The 21,712-nt window shown below is 62.9% G+C and carries 23 protein-coding genes; 14 read left to right on the forward strand and 9 right to left on the reverse strand.

Features of this window, described 5'->3' with window-relative positions:
* Positions 1-8 precede the first annotated feature (8 nt).
* The gene (gene dnaG, locus CCK88_RS09060) at positions 9-1,949 is read right to left on the reverse strand and encodes a DNA primase (protein ID WP_086470117.1); all 1,941 of its coding nucleotides are present in this window, start codon (positions 1,947-1,949) and stop codon (positions 9-11) included.
* Between the two features lie 57 nt (positions 1,950-2,006).
* Between dnaG and CCK88_RS09065 the strand changes: the two genes are divergently transcribed.
* Together CCK88_RS09065 and CCK88_RS09070 are read left to right on the forward strand one after the other, a co-directional pair.
* Positions 2,007-2,396, forward strand: a complete 390-nt coding sequence (locus CCK88_RS09065; protein ID WP_086470118.1) for a hypothetical protein — start codon at positions 2,007-2,009, stop codon at positions 2,394-2,396.
* Positions 2,397-2,433: 37 nt separating this feature from the next.
* Positions 2,434-3,330, forward strand: a complete 897-nt coding sequence (locus tag CCK88_RS09070) for a YihY/virulence factor BrkB family protein (RefSeq protein ID WP_086470119.1) — start codon at positions 2,434-2,436, stop codon at positions 3,328-3,330.
* Here CCK88_RS09070 and CCK88_RS18550 read toward each other — a convergent pair.
* Both CCK88_RS18550 and CCK88_RS18555 read right to left on the reverse strand, forming a co-directional pair.
* On the reverse strand, positions 3,320-4,360 hold the full coding sequence (locus CCK88_RS18550; RefSeq protein WP_086470120.1) for a cellulase family glycosylhydrolase: 1,041 nt from the start codon (positions 4,358-4,360) through the stop codon (positions 3,320-3,322). The genes CCK88_RS09070 and CCK88_RS18550 overlap by 11 nt on opposite strands.
* Positions 4,361-4,380: 20 nt before the next feature.
* The gene (locus CCK88_RS18555; RefSeq protein WP_086470121.1) at positions 4,381-4,941 is read right to left on the reverse strand and encodes an HdeD family acid-resistance protein; all 561 of its coding nucleotides are present in this window, start codon (positions 4,939-4,941) and stop codon (positions 4,381-4,383) included.
* A 181-nt stretch (positions 4,942-5,122) separates the two neighbouring features.
* Between CCK88_RS18555 and CCK88_RS09085 the strand changes: the two genes are divergently transcribed.
* Together CCK88_RS09085 and CCK88_RS09090 are read left to right on the forward strand one after the other, a co-directional pair.
* Positions 5,123-6,313 carry an MFS transporter gene (locus CCK88_RS09085; protein ID WP_086470122.1) on the forward strand — a complete coding sequence of 397 codons (1,191 nt, stop codon included), beginning with the start codon at positions 5,123-5,125 and terminating at the stop codon, positions 6,311-6,313.
* Between the two features lie 110 nt (positions 6,314-6,423).
* The gene (locus tag CCK88_RS09090) at positions 6,424-7,563 is read left to right on the forward strand and encodes a GGDEF domain-containing protein (RefSeq protein WP_086470123.1); all 1,140 of its coding nucleotides are present in this window, start codon (positions 6,424-6,426) and stop codon (positions 7,561-7,563) included.
* Positions 7,564-7,594: 31 nt separating this feature from the next.
* Here CCK88_RS09090 and CCK88_RS09095 read toward each other — a convergent pair whose 3' ends face one another.
* Entirely contained in the window at positions 7,595-8,047 is a 453-nt protein-coding gene (locus CCK88_RS09095) for a GatB/YqeY domain-containing protein (RefSeq protein ID WP_086470124.1), read from the reverse strand.
* Positions 8,048-8,240: 193 nt separating this feature from the next.
* Here CCK88_RS09095 and carA point away from each other — a divergent pair, with 193 nt between their 5' ends.
* Genes carA through CCK88_RS09110 form a run of 3 tightly spaced genes read left to right on the forward strand, consistent with a single transcriptional unit; the run spans position 8,241 to position 10,504 of the window.
* Complete coding sequence (gene carA, locus CCK88_RS09100) at positions 8,241-9,452, forward strand: glutamine-hydrolyzing carbamoyl-phosphate synthase small subunit (protein WP_086470125.1); 1,212 nt, start codon at positions 8,241-8,243, stop codon at positions 9,450-9,452.
* A 39-nt stretch (positions 9,453-9,491) separates the two neighbouring features.
* Positions 9,492-10,199 (forward strand): AzlC family ABC transporter permease, encoded by a 708-nt coding sequence (locus CCK88_RS09105; protein WP_086470126.1) that lies wholly within the window; start codon positions 9,492-9,494, stop codon positions 10,197-10,199.
* Positions 10,199-10,504 carry an AzlD family protein gene (locus tag CCK88_RS09110; RefSeq protein WP_086470127.1) on the forward strand — a complete coding sequence of 102 codons (306 nt, stop codon included), beginning with the start codon at positions 10,199-10,201 and terminating at the stop codon, positions 10,502-10,504. The genes CCK88_RS09105 and CCK88_RS09110 overlap by 1 nt, the downstream gene beginning before the upstream one ends.
* Here the strand turns inward: CCK88_RS09110 and ypfJ are convergent.
* Together ypfJ and CCK88_RS09120 are read right to left on the reverse strand one after the other, a co-directional pair.
* Complete coding sequence (gene ypfJ / locus CCK88_RS09115) at positions 10,501-11,433, reverse strand: KPN_02809 family neutral zinc metallopeptidase (protein ID WP_086470128.1); 933 nt, start codon at positions 11,431-11,433, stop codon at positions 10,501-10,503. The genes CCK88_RS09110 and ypfJ overlap by 4 nt on opposite strands.
* A gap of 88 nt (positions 11,434-11,521) precedes the next feature.
* On the reverse strand, positions 11,522-12,994 hold the full coding sequence (locus CCK88_RS09120) for a mannitol dehydrogenase family protein (protein ID WP_086470129.1): 1,473 nt from the start codon (positions 12,992-12,994) through the stop codon (positions 11,522-11,524).
* A 133-nt stretch (positions 12,995-13,127) separates the two neighbouring features.
* Between CCK88_RS09120 and CCK88_RS09125 the strand changes: the two genes are divergently transcribed.
* Both CCK88_RS09125 and CCK88_RS09130 read left to right on the forward strand, forming a co-directional pair.
* A complete protein-coding gene (locus tag CCK88_RS09125; RefSeq protein ID WP_086470130.1) occupies positions 13,128-14,036 on the forward strand; it encodes a sugar kinase in 909 nt (302 codons plus the stop codon).
* A 249-nt stretch (positions 14,037-14,285) separates the two neighbouring features.
* Positions 14,286-16,271 carry a bifunctional 2',3'-cyclic-nucleotide 2'-phosphodiesterase/3'-nucleotidase gene (locus CCK88_RS09130; protein WP_086470131.1) on the forward strand — a complete coding sequence of 662 codons (1,986 nt, stop codon included), beginning with the start codon at positions 14,286-14,288 and terminating at the stop codon, positions 16,269-16,271.
* 49 nt (positions 16,272-16,320) lie between these two features.
* On the opposite strand, the gene CCK88_RS09135 is transcribed toward CCK88_RS09130, so the two are convergent.
* Positions 16,321-16,515 (reverse strand): hypothetical protein, encoded by a 195-nt coding sequence (locus CCK88_RS09135; RefSeq protein WP_140048938.1) that lies wholly within the window; start codon positions 16,513-16,515, stop codon positions 16,321-16,323.
* Between the two features lie 119 nt (positions 16,516-16,634).
* Between CCK88_RS09135 and CCK88_RS09140 the strand changes: the two genes are divergently transcribed.
* Complete coding sequence (locus CCK88_RS09140; RefSeq protein WP_086470888.1) at positions 16,635-17,573, forward strand: ribonuclease T2 family protein; 939 nt, start codon at positions 16,635-16,637, stop codon at positions 17,571-17,573.
* Here the strand turns inward: CCK88_RS09140 and CCK88_RS09145 are convergent.
* Positions 17,546-18,013: a MarR family winged helix-turn-helix transcriptional regulator gene (locus CCK88_RS09145; protein ID WP_086470133.1), complete on the reverse strand. Its 468-nt coding sequence runs from the start codon at positions 18,011-18,013 to the stop codon at positions 17,546-17,548. The genes CCK88_RS09140 and CCK88_RS09145 overlap by 28 nt on opposite strands.
* Positions 18,014-18,116: 103 nt before the next feature.
* Here CCK88_RS09145 and CCK88_RS09150 point away from each other — a divergent pair, with 103 nt between their 5' ends.
* The 4 genes from CCK88_RS09150 (at position 18,117) to CCK88_RS09165 (ending at position 21,420) form a co-directional block, all read left to right on the forward strand.
* Positions 18,117-18,554, forward strand: a complete 438-nt coding sequence (locus tag CCK88_RS09150) for an organic hydroperoxide resistance protein (protein WP_086470889.1) — start codon at positions 18,117-18,119, stop codon at positions 18,552-18,554.
* A 103-nt stretch (positions 18,555-18,657) separates the two neighbouring features.
* Positions 18,658-19,410, forward strand: coding sequence for an ABC transporter ATP-binding protein (locus CCK88_RS09155; RefSeq protein WP_086470134.1), 753 nt, complete (start codon positions 18,658-18,660; stop codon positions 19,408-19,410).
* On the forward strand, positions 19,407-20,942 hold the full coding sequence (locus tag CCK88_RS09160) for a permease (protein WP_140048939.1): 1,536 nt from the start codon (positions 19,407-19,409) through the stop codon (positions 20,940-20,942). The genes CCK88_RS09155 and CCK88_RS09160 overlap by 4 nt, the downstream gene beginning before the upstream one ends.
* Before the next feature lie 10 nt (positions 20,943-20,952).
* The gene (locus tag CCK88_RS09165) at positions 20,953-21,420 is read left to right on the forward strand and encodes a GNAT family N-acetyltransferase (RefSeq protein WP_086470136.1); all 468 of its coding nucleotides are present in this window, start codon (positions 20,953-20,955) and stop codon (positions 21,418-21,420) included.
* Here CCK88_RS09165 and CCK88_RS18230 read toward each other — a convergent pair.
* The gene (locus tag CCK88_RS18230) at positions 21,417-21,590 is read right to left on the reverse strand and encodes a DUF1328 family protein (RefSeq protein WP_140048940.1); all 174 of its coding nucleotides are present in this window, start codon (positions 21,588-21,590) and stop codon (positions 21,417-21,419) included. The genes CCK88_RS09165 and CCK88_RS18230 overlap by 4 nt on opposite strands.
* Positions 21,591-21,712: the final 122 nt, after the last annotated feature.

A 21,712-nucleotide genomic window follows, 5' to 3' on the forward strand; every position in this document is an offset into this window, starting at 1 on the left:
GTCTCCCCTCAAAAACTGCGAGTTGCGCGTCCCGATAGCGAACCAAATCCTTCGATCAATGCCTCTGTGCCATCGACAGTGGTAATCTGGTTCTTGATGTCTCGCAGCCTTTCAAAGGTTTCTTCGCTCGGGTCTTCGCCCAGCGCCGCTTCGGCTGCCTTGAGCTCTCTATTTAGCTGAACTTTCTTGTTATGCAAGGCCAGCGCATGGCTTAATCCCGTCTCGGCATCAACGCGCGCTGTCTCCGCCCCAACCTGCCACACGCCCTGTCGCGTCAATGTATCGGTCATCCGTGCCAGTGCCGGCCCGTGCCCCCTCGCACCCAACGCCGAGCGCATGTCATCAGCGGAAATATCGTGATGCCCGATCGCCAAGGTCAGGATGTCGCCCAGCACTTTCTGGGCGACCGGCGTCTCGCAATCGAGCGCCGCGAGGGCCTCAAAGTGATCTTCCACCAGCGCCGGATGGTTCACCAGCGTCAGGATGACGGTGGCCTCTCGCGGACTGGCATCGGCGATGGCCCCGGCCCGCAATAGCCGCGAATTGCGCAAAGTGTCGGAAACCACGAGGCGCGGCGTGCCACGGCCGGGAAAGCCATAAGCTCCACTCTGGCCGTAGGCCGGCTTGCCACCGCCCCGCCACCCGTCCCGGCCGCTCTGGCGCAGCGGCGCAAAGAACGCCTTCAGCTTTTCGTCGAAGGCCTGCTGATAGTGGAAGCGAACGGTGGCATCCTGGATGCCGTTGGCTTTTTCGCGCAATCGGGCCTGCAGGGCCGCGCGCTCTTCTGGCGCTTCGGGCACGAGGCCGCCCGTCTCGAAACTCCACACCATGTCCGAAAGGCTTCGCGCCTTTTCGATCACCTCCGCAAAGGCGGCCCTGCCCTGCGCCTTGATCAGGTCATCAGGGTCCTGCCCCTCGGGCAGCGTCGCAATCTTCACCGTCTTGCCCGGCTTGAGATGCGGAAGGATCAGTTCGGCGGCCCGCTCCGCGGCCTTGAGGCCCGCCTTGTCGCCATCGAAGCAGAGGATCGGCGTGTCGCTCATTCGCCAAAGCAGCTGCACGTGCTCTTCGGTCAGCGCGGTCCCGAGCGGCGCCACCGTACCCTCGAACCCGGCCGAGACCGCCGCGATGACATCGAGATAGCCTTCCACGACGACGACGCTGGCGCCTTCGCGCGCCGCCGTCTTGGCGGTGAAGCCATTGTAAAGCGTCTGCCGCTTGGAAAAGAGCTGCGTCTCGGGCGAATTGAGATACTTGGCAGGCACGTCGGCACTCATCGCCCGGCCGCCGAAGGCGATCACCCGCCCGCGGAAATCGGTGATCGGGAACATGACCCGGTTGCGGAATCGGTCATAGGTCAGCGGATCGTCGTCGCGGCTGGTAACGAGCCCTGTGTCGATCATCGCCTGAGCGCTCACTCCGTTGGCCGCCAGGTGTTCCTTGAGGCCATTGCGACTGTCGGGCGCAAAGCCGATGCGGAAACGAGCCTGGTTGGCGGGCGATACGCCGCGTTCGAACAGGTAACCTCGCGCGCGCGCTCCGATATTGTGCGCCAGTGCAGCCTCGAAATATTTGGTCGCCAGCTCCATGACATCGACCAGCGTCCGCTGCGCGGCTTCGCGCTTTTCCGTGCGCTCGTCCCGTGCGGGCATGGGAACGCCAGCCATGGCGGCCAGCTTTTCCACGGCCTCGGGAAAGCTCATGCCCGCTTTTTCCGTCAGAAACCGGAAATGATCGCCGGACGCGCCGCAACCGAAACAGTGATAGATCCCGCGACGGTCGTCAGCGTGGAAGCTTGGGCTTTTTTCCGCGTGGAACGGGCAGCAAGCCCACATGTCCCCCTTGCCGGGCTGGCTTTTGCGCTTGTCCCACAATACGTGTTCGCCCACCACCTGCGTGATCGGCAGGCGCTGGCGAATTTCGTCCAGAAACGTATCGGTGAAGCGCATATGTGCTAGTTAGGCATTTGCCGCGGCAAAGTCATCAAGAGAGAGTTTTCCACAGCCATGCCCAAGGCCAAAATGCCGGTGCCCGTCCTTCTCACGCTGACCATGGCACCCGTGGCGTTGATCGGGGCAACCCTCTGGCTCGTCAGCGACATCGTGCCCACCTGTTCGATCACCGAGTTTCAGCGCATGCCCGCGCCCGACGGCGCCTACGATCTCGTCACCTTCACGCGCACCTGCGGCGACACGCCCGAGAATATGCAGGCTGCCCTCGTTCCACTCAACGAGCAGGTCCCGTTCGATGCGGCCAGCTTCGTTTCGGTGCTCGCAGCGGCGGATCTCGAACCGGGCTGGACAGCCGACGGCGAGATCGGGATCACCCTCCCCGATGGCGCCGAAATCCTGCGCCAGGACACCACCGTCGCCGGGATCGACGTGATTTATCGCTGAAGGCAACTTCGCTTCCCCAACTGTCGTTCCTCCCTCGATGAGTAACGCAGCGTCCATCCATCCCGCCCAGACCGCGATGCGCGACAAGCCGCGCCGTCGCTGGCGTCGCGTCCTGTGGCGCACCATTGCCTCCATGGCCCGCATGGAAACGACCATGCATTGCGCCGGTGTCGCCTATTTCGGCTTCCTGTCGCTCTTTCCCGCCGCGACCGCCATCATCATCCTTATCGGCCTCCTGATGCCTGTCAGCTTCATGGCGGAGATCGTCGACAAGCTCGATGGCATCGTCCCCGAAATGGTGCGGCAGACCATAGCCGGTCAGCTCTCCCGCCTTGCATCGCAACCCAATGCCGGCCTCGGCATCGGACTGGCACTGTCCCTGGTCGTCGCGGCCTGGAGCGGATCGCGTGGCATAGCCGCGCTGATGTTCGCCATTTCACGGACCCGTTCGGCCGATGAAAAGCGCGGGATCGTCGCGACGATCATCATATCCGTCGTGGCCACGTTCATGGCCGGTATCGCGATGGTCGTGATCCTTGCGCTGGTTGCCGGTCTGCCCGCAATATTCGCCACCCTGCCCTGGTTCTCGCCTGACCAGAGCCTGATCCTCACGCTGCGTTGGCCGCTGCTCCTGCTTTTGGGGGTTGGCGCCATAGCGGCCTTTTACCGCTATGCCCCCGACCGGCGCTTCAAGCGCGCCAAGTGGATATGGCCCGGCGCGCTCCTTGCGACGACGCTATGGCTGGCCGCCTGCGCCGTCTTTTCCTTCTATGTCGAGCAGATCGGCAATTTCGAGGCCACGTTCGGCTCGCTTACCACGGCCATTGTCCTCTTGCTCTGGATGTACAATTCCGCGCTGATCGTCGTCCTCGGTGCAACCTTCAATGCCGAACTGCAGCGCGAATCCGAACGCCGCGCCGCTGCTATGCTGTGATCGCCCTGATCAGGGCCACTTCGTCCGCGCGATAGGGTCGCCCGTCTTTGTGGAACACGTCATGAAACCACGGATCGGGCTGCGCCTCGATATAGGGCGTGCTCCAACTGTCCCAGGGATAGAGCGTCTGGCTCCGCCCCGCGACCAGTCCCCAGCAATAGCTTGCGATCCGCTCGCGCTTGGCAATGGGAAGGATGCCCTCGAATGTGCTCCCCGGCGTTCGCGCCATGTATTCGGTCAGAAACAGCGGCCTGTCGCGCGGAAGGTCCCTGAGCTTGGCCTCGAAGCGCTCCGGGGTCTGGTAGTCATGGAAGCTGATGATGTCGGAATTGTCGATCTGGATCCGGGCATGCGCGTCGTCATAGAGCGTCTTGCCCGCCCACACACCCGAGGTCAGCGGCTGGCTTGGCGCAGCGGCACGGACCCACTGGAAAACTTGCGGCAGAAGTTCGCTGATGAGCTCCCACTTGTCCGTCAATTCGGCGAAACGTCCGCCGTTGAGATTGCTCGGCTCATTCCACACATCCCAGACGATCACCCGCTCGTCCTGTCCGAAGGCCGAGACCACGCCTGACACGTAATCCTCGAGTCGCGCCCAGTCCGCTCGGTCCGCCAACGCTCGTCCGGGGCCCTGTACCCATTGGGAATTGTGAATGCCCGGTCGCGGCTCCGGCTGCGGTCCTAGGGCGACATCCGGGTTCCACACCGAGTCGAACAGCACCAGCATTGTACTGATGCCGCGGCTGGATGCGATGTCGAGATAACGCGAAATCCGGTCTTCAAATCCGCGCACGCCGTGAGACCAGAGCAGATCGTGCAGGAACACCCGCATCGAATTCATGCCGATGTCAGCCGCCCAGCCCAGTTCGCGGTCAATGCCTTCAGGGTCGAACGTCTCGGCCTGCCACATCTCGAGCTGGTTGGCAGCCGACGACGGCACGAAGTTCGCTCCGACGAGCCAGGGCAGGCGCTCGTACCAGTCCCGCGCACGTGATGCGATCCAGCGCCCGCTTGCCGAAAATTCGTCCATCAGGCGGTCCTTGTCTGCGCTCAGGCTTTGGTCTGCTGGTAGAGCCGCCACGCCCAGCCGAACAGCCCTATGGAGAACATGATCAGCAGGATGCCGCCGACGATCATGCCGATCGAAGCGCTCAGCAGCGGGAACAGCAGGAAGATCAACCCGATCAGCACATACGAGACGCCCGAGAGCACCACCGGCCAGATCCGCGCATAACTGTCGCGCTCGCGGACGATCACCACGATCTGCATCACGCCCACGACAATTGCCGCCAGCCCCACCATCGTCGACAGAAACGTGACGGTAAAAACCGTCGCGAGAAACGGACTGATCAGGATGATGATGCCAAGGATCAGCGAGGCGGCATTGGCAATCACGTCGAACCAGTAATTGCCTGACTTTCCTCCGCCGAAGGTCAGGCTCCAGAGCCCGAGCGCTCCGTCGATCAGCAGCAGGATGCCGCCGAACAGCACCAGCACCGCCAGCGCTTCGAGCGGCCAGATCACCGCATAGAGACCGGCGAGCAGCATCAATGCGCCGCGCAGCGCGGTCGCCAGCGCAAAACGTCGCTTCGTTTGTGCAGAAACAGTCATGTTCAGATCTCCCCGCGGCCAGCGCCGCACCCTCTCTCAGGTCGCAGCCTACGCCGTGGCGAGAGTCGCGCCAACATCCCTGCGCATGTAGTTTTTCTATAGCTGCGGCGGCATAATCTGCATTGCCCGCACGTCCGCGGCGTGGAAAGAGCATGCAGCTCTTTCTGTTGAAGAATATTCCATGCCCTTGTCCCTGCTTGCGCTTTTCCTGGCTGCATTCACCTTTGGCACCGCCGAGTTCGTCATTGCGGGATTGCTCCCGGAAGTTGCGCTCGGTCTGAATGTATCCATTCCGGTCGCAGGCTATCTGGTGTCGGGATACGCAATGGGCATTGCTGTCGGCGGCCCTCTCCTGGCCATCCTTACCAAGAAGATGAATCGCAAGCGCCTCGTCGTGCTGCTGGGTCTCGGCTTCTCGCTCGGCCAGTTCCTGTGCGCCGTCGCGCCCGATTTCGAATTGCTGTTCGCCGCCCGAATTGTTGTATCAGTGCTGCATGGCACCTATTTCGGCATCGCCTTTATTCTTGCCACCAGTATCGTGCCGCCAGAGCGTCGGGGCTTTGCGATGGCCATGATCCTTGCCGGGCTCACCGTCTCGAACGTCCTCGGCGTGCCCGGCGGCACGGCCATCGGCAACGTCTTCGGCTGGCGCGCGACCTTCTGGTGCGTGGGGTTCCTGGGCCTAGCCGCATCGGTGGTTTTGGCCATGGTTCTGCCGGCCCACGCCGGAGCGGAAGCCAGCAGGGGCAGCTTCCGCCGGGAATTCCTGGCGCTCGGCCGTCAGCAGGTCTATCTCGGCTTTATCATCGCCATCCTGGTCATGATCGGCCAGTACAGCCTTTTCACCTACATCGCCCCGCTGCTTCGCGACGTCACGGGACTGCCGGTCGAAGCCGTGCCCGTCCTGCTGCTGCTCTATGGCGCAGGTGCAACCGTGGGCGTTTTCCTGGGTGGGCGCCTCGCGGACTGGCGCCTGATGCCGTCGCTGATCGCTATTCTCAGCCTTCAGGCCATGCTGTTTCTCGGGCTGCATCTTGCGGCGCCCTATCCTGTCCCCATGTCGATTCTCATCGTTCTCTGGGGCGGCGCCACCTTCGCCTTCGGCTCGCCCCTGCAGTCGCGCATGCTGATGTGGGCTGCGGACGCACCGAACCTCACTGCCGCGCTGATCCCATCGGGTTTCAACATCGGCATCGCCATCGGGGCGGTTCTCGGCGCCGTCATGCTCGACGCAGCCTTGGGTTACCGGTCTCTGCCCCTCATCGGCGCAGGCGCGCTGACGCTCGCCGTTATTCTGGCGATCTGGTCCGGCTGGCTCGAGCGCCGTGCCTCGGCCTTGCCCCCGGGCGCCTTGCCGGCCACCGCGGGTTAACGGTTCGGTCACTAATCCTGCAATTGGGTCTGCGGCCGTAACCCACTATTGTTTTTCGTCGCGCTAAGAGGTTTTCTCACACCACTCCTGGGAACCTTAGTGCCAGCCGCATGATCGACAATGCATCGTTGCTGATCGGTATTGCCTTTTCCGGCGCTTCCCTTGTGGTGGCGCTGGTGATCGGCTGGCTGAATGCCCGCGCCGAGATCTACCTCATTCATGGGGCTGCCGGCATTGGCCTCGTAGTCCTCGCCCTGACCGGGCTCGGCCTGCGAGACGGCAATTACGGCCTCATCAATCAATTGATCCCGTTCCCGATTCTTCTGGGTGGCTTTGCCTTCATTCTTTCGGGGTCACGGCTCTTCAACAAAAGGACAGCCAGACCCGCCGTTTTCGTGGCCTGCCTCGTGATCCCCGTCACGGTTTTGCCGCTGCTGGCGGGACTGTCAGGCGTGGGGACGATCATGCTCAACGTCAGCGCCGGGGTGATCATGGCGCTATGCGGTCGCGAGTTCTGGCGCGGGCGCTCGGAGTCGACACTGGCAATGTCGGCAAATGCGGCTCTCTACGCTCTGGTCGCAATATCCTTTTTCGCCTGCGCTCTGATGCTGGTGCTCGATCAGGCCTGGATCATCAGCGCGCCGCCCGACAACTGGGCAGAGGATGTCAATTCGATCATGTCGCTGGTCGGGCTCACGGGCATCGGCGCCATCACCCTGACGCTGCACCATGCGCGCTCGGCCCGCCGCCACCACATCGAGGCCAATACCGATGCCCTGACCGGCGTACTCAACCGTCGCGCGCTGTTCCAGCGTTTGCGCGACACTGACGTGATTGCCGGCGTCGCCGTCATCATGTTCGATCTCGATCACTTCAAGCAGATCAACGACCGCCGGGGCCACGCGCACGGCGACTGGGTGCTGCAGCAATTTGCCGGTGTGCTCCGGCGCGAACTGCGCGACGAGGACATCATCTCGCGCATCGGCGGCGAAGAATTTTGCGTCATTCTTCAGGACCGCGATTGGGAGATCGCTCGCTCCGTGGCCGAACGCATCCGCAAGGCCTACGCCGATCTCAGGTTGCCGATCGGCGACGATAGCGAGATCGCGACAGTCAGCGCCGGAATGGCAACTGGTGGTCAGCAGGAGCCGTTCTCGTCGGTTTTGAGCAGGGCCGATGCGGCCCTCTACAAGGCCAAGGAAGCAGGGCGCAACCAGGTGCACGTCGCTCCTTTCCGCCTCGTGGCCTGAAAAAGCGGGCGACAAGCGCCCGCCTCCCGGGTCACACGCTGAGCGCAGCGCGCACCTGTCCGCTCACCTTCCCGAAATCGATTCGCCCCGGATAGGCAGCCTTCAACTGGGCGACGACCTTGCCCATGTCCTTCGGACCTTCGGCGCCGGTCGCGCTGATGGCAGCCGCGATGGCAGCGGTCACCTCCTCATCGGTGAGACCCTTGGGCAGGAACTCGTTGAGGATGTCGATCTCTTCCTTTTCTACTGTTGCGAGGTCTGCGCGTCCGGCCTGCGCATAGATCGCAAAGCTTTCCTCGCGCTGTTTCACCATCTTCTGGATCATGGACAGGATTTCGTCGTTGGTCGCCGGACCCTTGCCCTCGCCCCGATTGGCGATATCGCGGTCTTTGATGGCTGCGTTGATCGACCGCAGTGTCGCTGTGCGGCGCTGGTCACGGGCCTTGAGCGCCAGTTTGAGGCCTTCGCTGATGTCTTCGCGCATGTGCCGTCCGGCTCCTTGCTATGCAGATTGTTGCCCCCATATAGGCAAATAACGCGGCCTTCGCCACTTGCGCTGTCCGCTTCGGCCTTCTAAGAGGAGGCCTCAACCGACATCTTCGCCACGCGCAAGGGCAGGCTCTCCGCCACCGCTCTCGTTGCGCGCGACCACGATAAACCGAGCTTGGAGACCCAAAGTGACCGGCTGGCAGCACACCCCCGCGACCGCAGTTCTTATTCTGGCGGACGGCACGCGCCTTGAGGGCCACGGCATCGGCGCAGTGGGGCACGCAGCAGGCGAAGTCTGCTTCAACACGGCCATGACCGGATACCAGGAAGTGCTGACCGACCCCTCCTATGCGGGCCAGATCATCACCTTCACCTTCCCTCATATCGGCAATGTCGGCACCAACGACGAAGACATCGAGACGGTCAACATGGCTGCGCTGTCGGGCGTCCGGGGCGTGGTCCTCAAGGCCGACATCACCAATCCGTCCAATTATCGCGCCGCTGAAAAGCTCGACGCCTGGCTCAAGAAGCGCAACATCGTCGGCATCGCCGGGATCGACACCCGCGCCCTGACCGCGCTGATCCGCGAGAACGGCATGCCCAACGGCGTCATCGCGCACGAACCGACCGGCCAGTTCGACGAAGGTTCCATTAAAGCGGAGCTTGACGCCTTCCCGGGCCTCGAGGGTCTCGATCTCGCCAAGGAAGTCACCACTGCCCAGACCTATCACTGGGATCAGACCGGCTGGCAGTGGGACAAGGGCTACGGCACGCTCGACAACCCCGAATTCCATGTCGTCGCCATCGACTATGGCGCCAAGCGCAATATCCTGCGCTGCCTGGCTGACCAGGGCGCCAAGGTCACCGTCGTGCCCGCCACCGCGACTGCCGCCGATGTGCTTTCGCACAATCCGGACGCCATCTTCCTTTCCAACGGCCCGGGCGATCCGGCCGCAACCGGCAAATATGCCGTCCCGACCATCCAGAAGCTGATGGAGACAGGCAAGCCGATGTTCGGCATCTGCCTCGGGCACCAGTTGCTCGGCCTCGCGCTGGGCGGGACGACCTCGAAGATGCATCAGGGCCATCATGGCGCCAATCACCCGGTCAAGGACCTGACCACCGGCAAGGTCGAGATCACCTCGATGAACCACGGCTTTGCCGTCGATGCCGAGAGCCTGCCTGCTGGCGTCACCCAGACGCACATCTCGCTGTTTGATAATTCCAATGCCGGCCTCGCCGTCGACGGCAAGCCGATCTTTTCGGTGCAGTACCACCCGGAAGCCAGCCCCGGTCCCAAGGACAGCCACTATCTGTTCACGCGTTTCCTCAATCAGGTGCGCAAGCAGAAGGGTCTGCCCGAAAAGGCGGAATATGTTGCGCCGGGCACCGCGGCCTGATCCATTCGGCTCACGGTCGAGTCTGTCAGCGGTATCCCAATGAGCAACGACGTCCTGGACGGTCTCAAGGCCGGCGCGGTCATCGCGCTGTCCACGTCACCTTTTGCTGTCCTGTTCGGTGCCGTCGCAGTCGACAACGGCCTCACCATTGTCGATGCCGGACTGATGAGCGCGACGATCTATGCCGGTGCCAGCCAGCTGGTCGGCATCGAGCTATTCGGCAATCACGTCGCCCCGTGGCTGATCGTGCTCTCCGTCTTTGCCGTCAACTTCCGGCACATCCTCTATTCGGCGGCCATCGCCCGCTATATCCGCGGCTACAGCCCCGTGCAGAAGGCCCTCGCTTTCTTCTTCCTGATCGATCCGCAGTTTGCCGAAGCGATCCGACGCGGTGAGTCGGGAAAGTCGCTGAGCTTTTCGTGGTACATGGCCTTCGCCCTGGTGATCTATTTCCCGTGGATCCTGTTTTCGGTCCTCGGCGCATGGTTTGGCTCCATGCTCGGCGATCCAAGGGTCTGGGCCATCGATGTGCTCCTGCCCATCTACTTCCTCGGCCTCGTCGTCGGCTTCCGTCGCAAACCCGGATTCTATCCGGTCGTCGCAACGAGCATGCTGTGCTCGGTGGCCGCGTACTACCTCGTTGGCTCTCCCTGGCATGTCAGCATTGGCGCCATCTGCGGCGTCCTGGTGGCAGCCCTCCTCCCCCTGCCGCCCAGGCCTGCGGCCGTCGAGGAGGCCAGCCACTGATGGATGATCTCTCCACGCTCTGGCTGATTCTGGCGGCGGCTTCCGCCACCTATCTCACCCGCATCGGCGGCTATGTGCTCATCACCCGCATGCGCACCCTGCCCCCAAGGCTCGAACAGGCTCTCAACGCCGTACCCGCCGCCGTGCTCACCACGCTCTGGGCGCCGGCCTTCTTCACCGGTGGCTGGGACGTACGCATCGCGCTGATGGTCGCGGCGCTGGTCAGCCTGCGCTACCCGGGGCTGGTCATGCTGGCAGCCGGCTGGGCTGCCGCCATGGCGTCGCGGCATCTCATCGGGCTTTAGATGTTTCCGGAGAACGTATCGCAATCACCCGGATCGCCGGAGCGATAGCCGCGTTCGAACCAGCTCTGGCGCTGGGCGGACGTGCCGTGATTGAAGGTCTTGGGCACCGCGAACCCCTGCATGCGCTTTTGCAGCGTATCGTCGCCGATCTGGTTTGCGGCGTTCAGCGCCTCTTCGATATCGCCATTGTCGAGCAGGTTCTGCTGGCCCGCATAATTTGCCCAGACCCCCGCATAGCAATCCGCCTGCAGTTCCACCCGGACCGAATAGGCATTGGCCTCTTCCTGGCTCATCGACTGGCGCCGCTGGTTGAATTCGGACAGCACGCCGGTCAGGTTCTGCACATGGTGACCCACTTCGTGCGCCAGAACATAGGCTTGGGCGAAATCGCCCGGCGCGCCGAACTGCTGGTGCAACTGGTCGTAGAAGCTGAGGTCTATGTAGACCTTCTGGTCGCCCGGGCAATAGAAGGGTCCCACTGACGCGTCGGCGGCGCCGCAGGCCGTGTTCACCGCATCGGTGAACAACACCACATTGGGTTCAGGGTAATCTTCACCGATCGCGGCAAACTGCTCGCTCCAGAGGTCCTCTGTCTCCTTGACGACCACGGCGACGAAATCGGCAAGCTGGTCTTCGCCCTCCGCCGGAAGCTCCCGCGACGATACGTTGGATGCCGGCGCGGAGCTGCTCGAACCGCTGAGTATGTCGATCGGGTTTATACCGGTGGCGAACCAGATGATACCCAGCACCACCACGATGCCGATCAGGCTGGAAATGCCGCCTCGGCTTCCACCGCCACCTCCAGTGGGAATGCGGATGCCACCACCCCGGCCCAGCCCGCCGAGCCCACCCAGGCCGCCAAGCCTGCCTCCGCCTGCTCCGCGCCGATCTTCGATATTCGAGCTGCGCTGCCGACCTTGCCACTTCATCTTTGACGCCTTTCCGAAGTCACGAAGACGTTAGCAGTAAGTGTCGAGGCTGAACACGGGTTCCAATGAGCCTGTGGGCAGCGCGCGTTTATCCAGCGACGGCCGCCACCGTCTCCCGAGCCCCCTTGTCGAACAGACGTTCGAGATGCGCGACGACGGCTGCCCGGAAAGCGGCATTTTCCGGCAGGTCGGTGCCAAAAACCTCAGTCATGCCCACCAGTCCGTCGAACAACGCGTCCGGATCGTCCCCCGCATCGGCGGCAATCGCATGCATCTTGAGCGCATGCGGATCGCGAACATCGATATCGCTGCCGTCTTCTGCAACGCCCGTCACATAACGCATCCATGCCGCGACCCCGAGCGCCAGCCGGTCGATGCTCTGTCCGGCCTTGAGCCGGTCGCGGATGGTGCCGAGCAGTCGCTGCGGCAGCTTCTGGCTGCCATCCATGGCAATCTGCCAGGTGCGGTGCTTGAGCGCCGGATTGCGGAACCGGTCCAGCAGCTGATCGCGGTAGGCGCCGAGGTCGACGCCGGCCATGTCGAGGGTCGGCATGGCTTCCTCGGTCATCAATCCATGCACGAGCTTCACATAGGCCGGATCACCCATGACCTCGGCGATATACTCATAGCCGCCGAGATAGCCGCTATATGCCATCGTCGAGTGCGATCCGTTCAGCATGCGCAGTTTCATGTGCTCGAACGGTTCGACATCCTGAACCAGTTGCGCACCCACGTTCTCGAACGCCGGTCTGCCCGAAGGAAAATGGTCCTCGATCACCCATTGGGTGAAGGGCTCTGTCATGATCGGCCAAGCATCCTCTGCCCCGATCAGCTCAGTCACCTCGGCGCGATCGGCATCGGTGGTTGCGGGCACGATCCGGTCTACCATCGTCGAGGGGAAAGCCACCTGCTCTACCCACGCGCCCAGCTCGGCATCGCGCAAGGACGCAAACTTGGTGACGATGCGCCGCGCCGTCTCGCCATTGCTGGGAAGGTTGTCGCAGCTCATCACGGTGAACGGTGCGACCCCCGCCGCCTTGCGGCGCGCCAGCGCCTCCACCAGTATGCCCGGCGCGGATTTCGGCGCGGTGGGATTGGCCAGGTCATGCACGATATCGGCATGGCGCTGGTCCAGTTCCCCCGTCGCGGGCTCGTAGCAGTAACCCTTTTCGGTCACGGTCAGGGATACGATGCGAATGGCCGGATCGGCCATCAACGCCAGCAAGTCTTCGCGCTCGGTATTGGCGTCAACCACCTTGAGGATCGAGCCGATTACACGCGGATGCGTCCCGGCGGCATCGCGAACGGCAATCGTATAAAGTCCGTCCTGCGGTTCCAGCGCGTCCTTGGTGTCCGGCCGCCTGAGGCTCGCGCCGACAATGCCCCAGCTCGGATCCTTCGCGAGCAGGTCGTCGACATAGACGGCCATATGCGCCCGGTGGAAGGCGCCGATGCCCAGATGCACTATCCCCGGCTTCACCAGGCTCCTGTCATAGTCCGGCACGGCCGTGCCCCTGGCGACATTGGCAAGGCTGTTCTGGCTGAGGCGTACGGGGCTCAAGACGATCTCCAGTTCTATCGCGGCATCTTGTATGGAAGTTGCGCGCAGGGTAGGAGCCTGTTTAGTGGCAAGCCCTTGCCGGAGCAAGCCCGGAGCGGCATAAGCCCATAGGGGGCTTCAGGGAGGATTGGTCTTGACCAGACGCATCGTTTCCATCGGGGAATGCATGATCGAGATGAGCGGCGGAGAAGACCGCTCCTATCGCCTCGGCTATGCCGGCGACACGCTCAATTCCGCCTGGTACCTGCGCGCCCTCCTGGGCAAGGATTGGTCGGTCGATTACGTCACTGCGCTCGGCGAAGACCGGTACTCCGACGACATCCGCGCCTTCCTGAAGGACAACGGCATCGGAACCGGCCATATCAAGGCCATCGCCAACCGCCGTCCTGGTCTCTACATGATCCATCAGGAAAAGGGCGATCGCCACTTCACCTATTGGCGCGACACCTCGGCCGCCAAACTCCTCGCCGACGATAAGAAAGCCTTGTCCGACGCTGTGGAAGGTGCCGAACTTGTCTATTTTTCCGGCATCACCCTGGCCATTCTCGCCCCGCGCGCCCGCGGCCGCCTTCTCGGCGCCATCGTCAAGGCGCGCGACAACGGCGCAAGGATTGCATTCGACACCAATCTCAGGCCCGCGCTCTGGTCCAGCCCTCGGGTCATGGCTGGCGTCCTGACGGCCGCCGCAAGCCTTTGCGACATTGTCCTCCCCACCCATTCCGACGAGGCTCCGCTGTTTGGCGACAAGACCGTCGACGACACGGCCGACCGCTACCTGGAGCTGGGCGTCGAGGAAGTGGTGGTCAAGGACGGCAGCAACGAGGCTCTCATTGCTACCGCTCACGAGCGCGTGCGTGTTGCTCCGCCGCCAGGCGCCAAGGTCGTTGATGCCACCGGCGCAGGCGACAGCTTCAACGGCGCCTACCTTTCGGCACGTCTCAATGGCAAGTCACTTCGCGAAGCGGCAGAAGCCGCCCATCGCACCGCTGGCATCGTCATCGGCCACAAGGGCGCATTGGTCGACCCAAAGCTGGTGCAGTAGCCGCGGCTCGTTCTGCCCTCCCCCGCAAGCGGTGGAAGGAGACAGCACGCCATGTCATCGAACTGTCATAAATTGACCGCCCGGTAAAAACTCCCTAGCCTCCCATCTCCAGCCGTCATGCCAGCGTCACCTCTCCGGGGCATGAGCGGCACGCTCCCCTTTTGCGGGGAAGTGTCAAGCACCGGCACCCATGCCGGGCCTCCCGGGAGCGACTGCCCCCGTGAGAAGACATTTCACACGGAGACGATCATGAACTTTTTCCCCAATATTTCCCGGCGCAGCTTCCTTGTCGGCTCGGCCAGCGCCGGCGCCGTGGTTGCCCTGCACCCCTTTGCGGTGCTCGCCCAGTCCAACCAGGCACACCTGCGCATCATCGAAACGACCGACATACACGTCGCCATCCTGCCCTACGATTATTATGCCGATGCGCCCAATGACACGATGGGGCTGGCCCGCACCGCCGCCATTATCGAACAGATCCGTGCCGAAGCGGGCAATGCGGTCCTGTTCGACAACGGCGACCTGATCCAGGGCAATCCCATGGGCGACTACATGGCCTATGAGAAGGGCCTCAATCAGGGTGACATCCACCCGGCCGTCGCCGCCCTCAATACGCTTGGCTATGACGCGGCGACCTTGGGCAACCACGAGTTCAACTATGGCCTCGAATTCCTCGACCGTGCCCTTGAAGGCGCCGAGTTCCCCTTCGTGTCCGCCAATCTCGTGCGCGGCACCGAGCTCGCCGAGGATCCGACCCAGGACGAGACCTATGTCGAGCCCTACCGCATCTTCGAAAAGGAACTGACGGACGGCTCGGGTGCCACGCACACGATCAGGATCGGCGTTATCGGCTTCCTGCCGCCCCAGATCCTGACCTGGGATTCGACCCACCTCACCGGCAAGGTCGTGGTACGCGACATCGTCGAGGCGGCGCAGGCCTGGGTGCCGAAGATGAAGGAAGAAGGCGCAGACATCATTGTCGCCCTTTCCCATTCGGGCATCGAAGCTGGCCCGCATGTACAGGGCATGGAAAACGCCTCGCTCCAGCTCGCCGCCGTCGAAGGCATCGACGCGGTACTCACCGGCCACCACCACCGCGTGTTCCCCGGACCCGACTATGCCGAAGTCGAGGGCGCCGATAGCGAAGCGGGCACGCTCAACGGCACCCCAGCTGTCATGCCGGGCTTCTGGGCCTCGCATATGGGTCTCATCGACCTGCTGCTTGAAGTGGATGCTGACGGCAAGTGGACGGTCGTCTCTCATACGTCCGAAGCGCGCCCGATCGTCGAGCGCATCGATAACAAGAACGTACCGACCGTCGAATCCGTGCCTGAGGTCGAGGCGTCGGTTCAGGCCGAACACGAAGAAACCCTCGACTATATCCGCCGCCCGGTCGGCGAAACGGCTGCCCCCCTGCATTCCTACTTCGCCCTTGTGGCAGACGACCCGTCCGTACAGATCGTGTCGCAGGCACAGTCCTGGTACATCGAGCAGATGATGAAGGGTACCGAGTGGGAGGCACTGCCGATCCTGTCCGCAGCGGCACCCTTCAAAGCAGGCGGTCGCGGCGGCCCCGACTATTACACCGACGTTCCCGTCGGCCCCGTCGCGATCAAGAACGTCGCTGACCTCTACCTTTATCCCAACACCATCCAGGCAGTGAAAATCACTGGTGCGGATGTGAAGGAATGGCTCGAGCGCTCGGCCGGCATATTCAACCAGGTTGAAGCTGGCGCCACCGACGCCGAACTCATCAATCCGGAGTTCCCGTCCTACAATTTCGACGTCATCGATGGGGTGACCTATCGGATCGATCTGACACAACCGTCGAAATATGCCGCCGATGGTGGTGCACTGGAAAATGCAGATGCCAGCCGCATCGTCGACCTTCAGTACAACGGCGCCCCAATCGATCCGGCGCAGGAATTCATCGTCGCCACCAACAATTATCGCGCCGGCGGCGGCGGTTCATTCCCGGGCATCGGGCCAGACAAGATCGTCTTCATCGGCCCCGATACCAATCGCGACATCATCGTTCGCTTCATCATCGAAAACGGGACGATCGATCCCAAGGCCGACAGCAACTGGTCGCTGGCCCCGATCGGCGACACCACTGTCTTGTTCGCGACGGGTCCCAAGGCGGCCGATAAAGTGGACGACGTTACCGCCGTCAGCATCGAAGCGACCGGCGATACCGATGCCGAAGGGTTCGGCATCTATCGCATCACGCTCTGAAACGAAGACGGGCGCCTCCTGGGCGCCCGTCTATTCATCGATCCGGCGGTTATTGGCCGTCGGGAACGACATCCACGCTCACGGCAGGCACGTCTACATCTACGGTGCCGCCGGTCGGCGCGCCGTTGAAGAAAACGAGGTAGCCGATTGCCAGAATGGCCACTGCCACGATGATGCCGACGACGATACCCGCGCCGCTGCCACCGCGATCCAAGATGACGGTTTCACGATCAGATTCATGCATGTTCATGCCTCCAGAAAATGTGGCAGAAGAACGACGCCTTCGCCCACCAAGTTCCGCGCCCCTCTTCAACCGAACCTGGAAACGATCGTAAAGTGTTGAAGCGGCTGTTGATTATTCTGATGCTTCTGGCGCCCACTGCTGCGTTGGCCGAAGTCCCACTGTCCGGCACCTTGCGCGCCACACATGCCTGCTCTGCCTATCAGTCCATCAGCCGAGGGACCAATCCCGGCGCCGTCACGCTCGATACCGGCAGCACCTACCAGGTCGTCGCCGCGAACAAAACGCCGCCCACCCATTTTTCAGTGGTGATACCAGGCGCAAGCCCCTCGCGCCGATGGGTGGAAATCGACTGCGGGACGACAGACATTGCTGTCGGAACGACCGCGCCGGTCCGTGTCGACCCCGGGGCGGAGTATATACTCGCCGTCAACTGGCAACCGGCATTTTGCGAAACCGCCCCGCATGTCGCCGAGTGCCGCACCCAACAGCCCGACAGTTTCGGCGCTACCAAGTTCACACTGCACGGTCTGTGGCCGCAACCGCGCGAGCGTGAATATTGCGGCGTGGCCGAGCGCGATATCTGGGCCAGCCGCGACGGCCGCTGGCGCGAGCTTCCCATGCTCGATCTCACGATTGCTCAGCGCCGCGAGCTCGACGAGGTCATGCCCGGCAGCCTGTCCGGCCTTGATCGTCATGAATGGATCAAGCATGGCACCTGTTACGGCGCCAGCCAGCGCGAATATTTTGCCCACGCACTCGACCTCATGCGGGCGCTGAACGCGTCCGAAGTCGCCGACCTGTTCGCCGGAAATATAGGCAAGCGTGTTACTCTCGCGGACATCCGCGCCGCTTTTGACCGCGCCTTCGGACAGGGTGCAGGCGATCGCGTTGCCCTGGACTGCGAACAGGACGGCAATCGCACCCTCATTACCGAATTGCGCATCACCTTGAGTGGCCACATCTCGGATCCCGACGATCTCGGTCCGCTTATGCTCGCCGCCGGACCAGCCGCCGGCGGTTGCCGATCTGGTCAGGTCGACGGGGTGGGCTTCCGCTGATCCACGGCATCGTCGAGACGTCCGCGCAAGGCCAGCAATTCCTGACGCATGGCCTCGGCTGCTGCCAGCGTCATGCCTGTGCCCTCGATCACCGCAAGAGGGATTGCCAGTGCCTTGTCCTTCAGCGCCAGTCCTTCCGGCGTCAATCTGATCCGCACCTGCCGCTCGTCGTCTTCGTCGCGCCTGCGACTCACCAGCCCCCGCGCTTCGAGCCGTTTGAGCAACGGCGTAATCGTGCCGGAGTCGAGGAACAGCTTATCGCCGAGCGCCTTCACCGTGATGTCGTCGCGTTCCCATAAAACCAGGAACGCCAGATACTGCGGATACGTTAGATCCAGGGCATCCAATCGCGGCTTGTAGAACCGCGTGAACGCGTGGCCTGCCGAATACACGGCAAAGCACAACATCTGGTCGATTGTCGCCATGGTTTTCTCCGCCATTTTCGGTCTCCGGATCACGGACCCAATTATACAACACAAAATTCTATTGCACGCAATTTAATTGCGCGATATGTATCTCGAACTCAAGCCAAGGAGCAGTCCAATGAGCATCAAGTCCGCAGTTTACACCGCCCACGCTCACACCACCGGTGGTCGCACCGGCACCAGCAAGACCGACGATGGCCGCCTTGAAGTCACGCTCGATACCCCCAAGGCAATGGGCGGCAACGATGGCCCCGGCACCAATCCCGAACAGCTCTTTGCTGCCGGCTATTCCGCCTGCTTCCTCGGCGCCCTCAAGGCCGTCGCCCGCGGCGAAAAGGTGAAAATCCCCGACGAAGCCACCATCGACGCTTCCGTCTCCTTCGGCGAGAACGCGAACGAAGGCGCCAAGGGCTTCAACATCGCCGTCGAACTCAAGGTGACCCTGCCCGGCTTCGACAAGGCGCAGGCTGAAGACCTCGTCCACAAGGCCCACGAAGTCTGCCCCTATTCCAATGCCACGCGCGGCAATGTCGATGTGACCCTGACCGTCGCGTAATCTACGTGTCTTTGTCGGTCGTCTGATCACTTCGTTAACGATCGCCATTCACCGGCCTGAAAGGGCGGCAAGGCTAGCGTCTCCATCTCAACTGGAGCCCGCCATGCCCGCCGCCCTTGCCATATCCGGCCTCGCCAAGGCTTTCGACCGGCCAGTGGTCCGCGGCGTGGATCTCACGATCCGCTCCGGCGAATTCTATGCGCTTCTCGGCCCCAATGGCGCCGGCAAGACCACGATCCTGCGCATGGTTGCTGGGCTGTTGAAGCCCGATGCCGGCGCCATATCCATTCTGGGCATCGATGCTCTCGCCGATCCTGTCGCCGCCAAGCGGCGGATGGCCTGGGTCTCCGACGAACCCATGGTCTACGATCGCCTCACCCCGCTCGAATATCTCGATTTCGTGGCCGGTCTCTGGCAGGTCGAACCGGCTCGTGCCCGGCAGTCTGCGCAGGAGTTGATCGGCTGGCTTGGCCTGGCGCCGCACGCCAACGAACTCTGCGGCGGCTTTTCCAAGGGCATGCTGCAAAAAGTAGCGCTCGCCGGTGCCCTGGTCCACGAACCCGACCTCATCATCCTCGACGAGCCCCTCACCGGTCTCGATGCGGGCTCGGCCCGCCAGGTCAAGGACGTGCTGCGCCAGCGCACGGCCGCCGGCGTCACCGTCATCATGACCACCCACATCCTCGAAGTGGCAGAACGCATGGCCGAGCGCATCGGCGTCATCGCCGAGGGCCGCCTGATCGCCGAGGGCACCCTGGCCGAGCTGCGCGCGCGCATCGGCCGTGAAACGACACTCGAAGAAATCTTCCTCGACCTGGTCGCCCAGGGCCAGGATGCTGGACAGGACGCCGCGTGAGCTTGCCCCCTGCATCCCTGCCCTGGCTCGCCGCCCACGAACTTCGGCTGGCCTGGCGGGACACCATGGCCATGATGACTGGCGGTCGCCGGGTCCGGCTGGTCGGCTGGATTGTCGGTGGCGGCCTCATCTACGGCCTGATGCTGGTTATCGCATGGTTCACCCTGAAGCCCTGGGTCGTCGCGGGCCCTGTCATTGACAAACAGGCGCTGGTGCTGATTTCGGGAACCGGCCTCCTGTTCTGGGCCGTCACCTTGTCCCAGGCTCTCGAGGCGGTCACACGTGTGTATTACGGCCGTTCGGACCTCGATCTCATTCTCTCCTCGCCCACCTCCAGCGACCGGCTGTTCGCAGTCCGTGCGGGCACCGTTTTCTTGAGCACCACCGCCCTCGGGGCCCTGCTCATATCCCCCATCGTCCTGTCTCTTGCCATTCAGGACGGTCCGCACTGGCTTTCTGCCTTCCTGGTGCTTGTCGCGCTGGCCGCACTTTCAGTGGCCATTGCGATGGCGATCACGCGGCTGCTGTTTCGCCTGGTCGGTCCGCGCAGGACCCGTCTTGCCGCACAGATTGTCGCCGGAATTGTCGGTGCCGGTTTTGTCATCGGTATCCAGGCAGCCGCGATCCTGTCTCACGACGGCTTTTCGCGCTTGGCCTATTTCCAGTCCGCCGAGGTCATCGCCTCGGCCCCTGCGGAAAACAGCATGCTCTGGATTCCGGCCAGGGCCGCTCTCGGCGAACCACTGGCCGCTACGGTACTTGTCGGCGCGTCATTGGCCATTCTGCTGCTTGCGGTCATGCTGATCGCACCCAGCTACGGCCGCCTTGCTGCATCGGCAGCAGGCGCGACCCATGTCAGGTCACGACGCCGGCTATCCAACCGCACCTTTACGGCAGTGACGCAGCGGCAGGCCTTGCGCCGCAAGGAATGGAAGCTGCTGCAACGCGATCCATGGCTCCTTTCGCAGACGCTGATGCAACTGCTTTATCTTGTGCCCCCTGCGCTGCTCCTCTGGATCAACTACGGATCAGGCGCCGGCGATGGCACTTTCATCGTCGTGGTGCCCGTCATCGTCATGGCCTCGGGTCAATTGGCAGGCGGGCTCGCCTGGCTGGCCATTTCAGGTGAGGACGCACACGATCTCGTCGCCACCGCTCCATTGAACTCTTGGACCATCCTGCGCGCAAAGATCGAAGCCGTCCTCGCTGTCATCGTCGCCGTGCTGACGCCGCTGCTGATCCTGGTCGCCGTCGCGTCCTGGCCGATGGCGCTGATTTGCGCTGCCTGCGCGCTTGCCGCTGCGGCCGCTTCGACAGCAATCCAGCTCTGGTTCCGGGTAGTCGCCAAGCGATCCATGTTTCGTCGCCGCCAGGTCGCTTCGCGCGCAGCCACCCTCTGCGAGGCCTTTTCCTCGATCCTCTGGGCAGCCACCGGCGCCTTATGGGCGGCGGGATCGATCCTCGCCATCGGCCCTGCCATGCTGGCTCTGTGCATACTAGGCTCGGCACGACTCATCGCCCCCAGAAACTGATCGGATCGTCATGACTTCGCTGCTTTTCCGAGACGCCACGCCGGCGGACATTCCCGTCATGGTCCAGCTCAGTCACGCCGGTGATGCACGGGGGAGCGAAACGCCACCACTAGATGCGGCGACCTTGGCCGATCCGCGCTATCGTGCCGCGTTTGACGCCATTGCCGCAGATCCTGGAGAACGCCTCATCGTCGCGGAAGTCGGCGGAGAGATCGTCGGCACGCTCCAGATCAGCATCATTCCCGGCCTGCCGCGTTTCGGCACGAGCAGGGCCATGCTCGAGAACGTGCATATTCGCGCCGATCAGCGCGGCAATGGTCTGGGCTCCGAGATGGTCATGTGGGCCGTCGAGGAAGCGCGGAAGGCTGGTTGCGGCATCGTCCAGCTTACGTCCAACAAGGTGCGCCTCGATGCCCATCGCTTCTACCAGAAGCTCGGCTTCGAGGCGACGCACGAAGGCTTCAAGCTCTACCTTTAGAAGAGGATGGCGAGGCCCATGAACGCGAGGATCAGGATCAGGACGATGCCGATCAGCATGATCGCAGCGATGATCTTGGCCAGGGTCGCGGCAGCACCGGCCAGGCCGGTAAAGCCCATCGCCCCCGATACGACTGCCACGACGATCAGAATGAGAAGAAGCTGCAGCATGCTGTGGTGAACCTCCGTTGCCGCTGGGCAACGATCGCCCCTGCTAGGTCGTTCCACTCACCTCCTCTTAACGCGATCGATAAGCATGTCTGGCACTGTCTTGGCCAAGACGGAGACCCGAC

Origin of the sequence: Devosia lucknowensis (assembly GCF_900177655.1) — a bacterium.
GTDB lineage: Bacteria > Pseudomonadota > Alphaproteobacteria > Rhizobiales > Devosiaceae > Devosia > Devosia lucknowensis.

What these genes read in the sequence shown, in the direction of transcription:
- ypfJ (WP_086470128.1), bottom strand. Translation starts at nt 11,433, where the DNA reads ATGAAGTGGCAAGGTCGGCAGCGCAGCTCGAATATCGAAGATCGGCGC.
- dnaG (WP_086470117.1), bottom strand. Translation starts at nt 1,949, where the DNA reads ATGCGCTTCACCGATACGTTTCTGGACGAAATTCGCCAGCGCCTGCCG.
- CCK88_RS09090 (WP_086470123.1), top strand. Translation starts at nt 6,424, where the DNA reads ATGATCGACAATGCATCGTTGCTGATCGGTATTGCCTTTTCCGGCGCT.
- CCK88_RS18555 (WP_086470121.1), bottom strand. Translation starts at nt 4,941, where the DNA reads ATGACTGTTTCTGCACAAACGAAGCGACGTTTTGCGCTGGCGACCGCG.
- CCK88_RS09165 (WP_086470136.1), top strand. Translation starts at nt 20,953, where the DNA reads ATGACTTCGCTGCTTTTCCGAGACGCCACGCCGGCGGACATTCCCGTC.
- CCK88_RS09135 (WP_140048938.1), bottom strand. Translation starts at nt 16,515, where the DNA reads ATGCATGAATCTGATCGTGAAACCGTCATCTTGGATCGCGGTGGCAGC.
- CCK88_RS09105 (WP_086470126.1), top strand. Translation starts at nt 9,492, where the DNA reads ATGAGCAACGACGTCCTGGACGGTCTCAAGGCCGGCGCGGTCATCGCG.
- CCK88_RS09130 (WP_086470131.1), top strand. Translation starts at nt 14,286, where the DNA reads ATGAACTTTTTCCCCAATATTTCCCGGCGCAGCTTCCTTGTCGGCTCG.
- CCK88_RS09095 (WP_086470124.1), bottom strand. Translation starts at nt 8,047, where the DNA reads ATGCGCGAAGACATCAGCGAAGGCCTCAAACTGGCGCTCAAGGCCCGT.
- CCK88_RS09110 (WP_086470127.1), top strand. Translation starts at nt 10,199, where the DNA reads ATGGATGATCTCTCCACGCTCTGGCTGATTCTGGCGGCGGCTTCCGCC.
- CCK88_RS18230 (WP_140048940.1), bottom strand. Translation starts at nt 21,590, where the DNA reads ATGCTGCAGCTTCTTCTCATTCTGATCGTCGTGGCAGTCGTATCGGGG.
- CCK88_RS09145 (WP_086470133.1), bottom strand. Translation starts at nt 18,013, where the DNA reads ATGGCGGAGAAAACCATGGCGACAATCGACCAGATGTTGTGCTTTGCC.
- CCK88_RS09155 (WP_086470134.1), top strand. Translation starts at nt 18,658, where the DNA reads ATGCCCGCCGCCCTTGCCATATCCGGCCTCGCCAAGGCTTTCGACCGG.
- CCK88_RS09065 (WP_086470118.1), top strand. Translation starts at nt 2,007, where the DNA reads ATGCCCAAGGCCAAAATGCCGGTGCCCGTCCTTCTCACGCTGACCATG.
- CCK88_RS09070 (WP_086470119.1), top strand. Translation starts at nt 2,434, where the DNA reads ATGAGTAACGCAGCGTCCATCCATCCCGCCCAGACCGCGATGCGCGAC.
- CCK88_RS09085 (WP_086470122.1), top strand. Translation starts at nt 5,123, where the DNA reads ATGCCCTTGTCCCTGCTTGCGCTTTTCCTGGCTGCATTCACCTTTGGC.
- CCK88_RS09140 (WP_086470888.1), top strand. Translation starts at nt 16,635, where the DNA reads ATGCTTCTGGCGCCCACTGCTGCGTTGGCCGAAGTCCCACTGTCCGGC.
- CCK88_RS09150 (WP_086470889.1), top strand. Translation starts at nt 18,117, where the DNA reads ATGAGCATCAAGTCCGCAGTTTACACCGCCCACGCTCACACCACCGGT.
- CCK88_RS18550 (WP_086470120.1), bottom strand. Translation starts at nt 4,360, where the DNA reads ATGGACGAATTTTCGGCAAGCGGGCGCTGGATCGCATCACGTGCGCGG.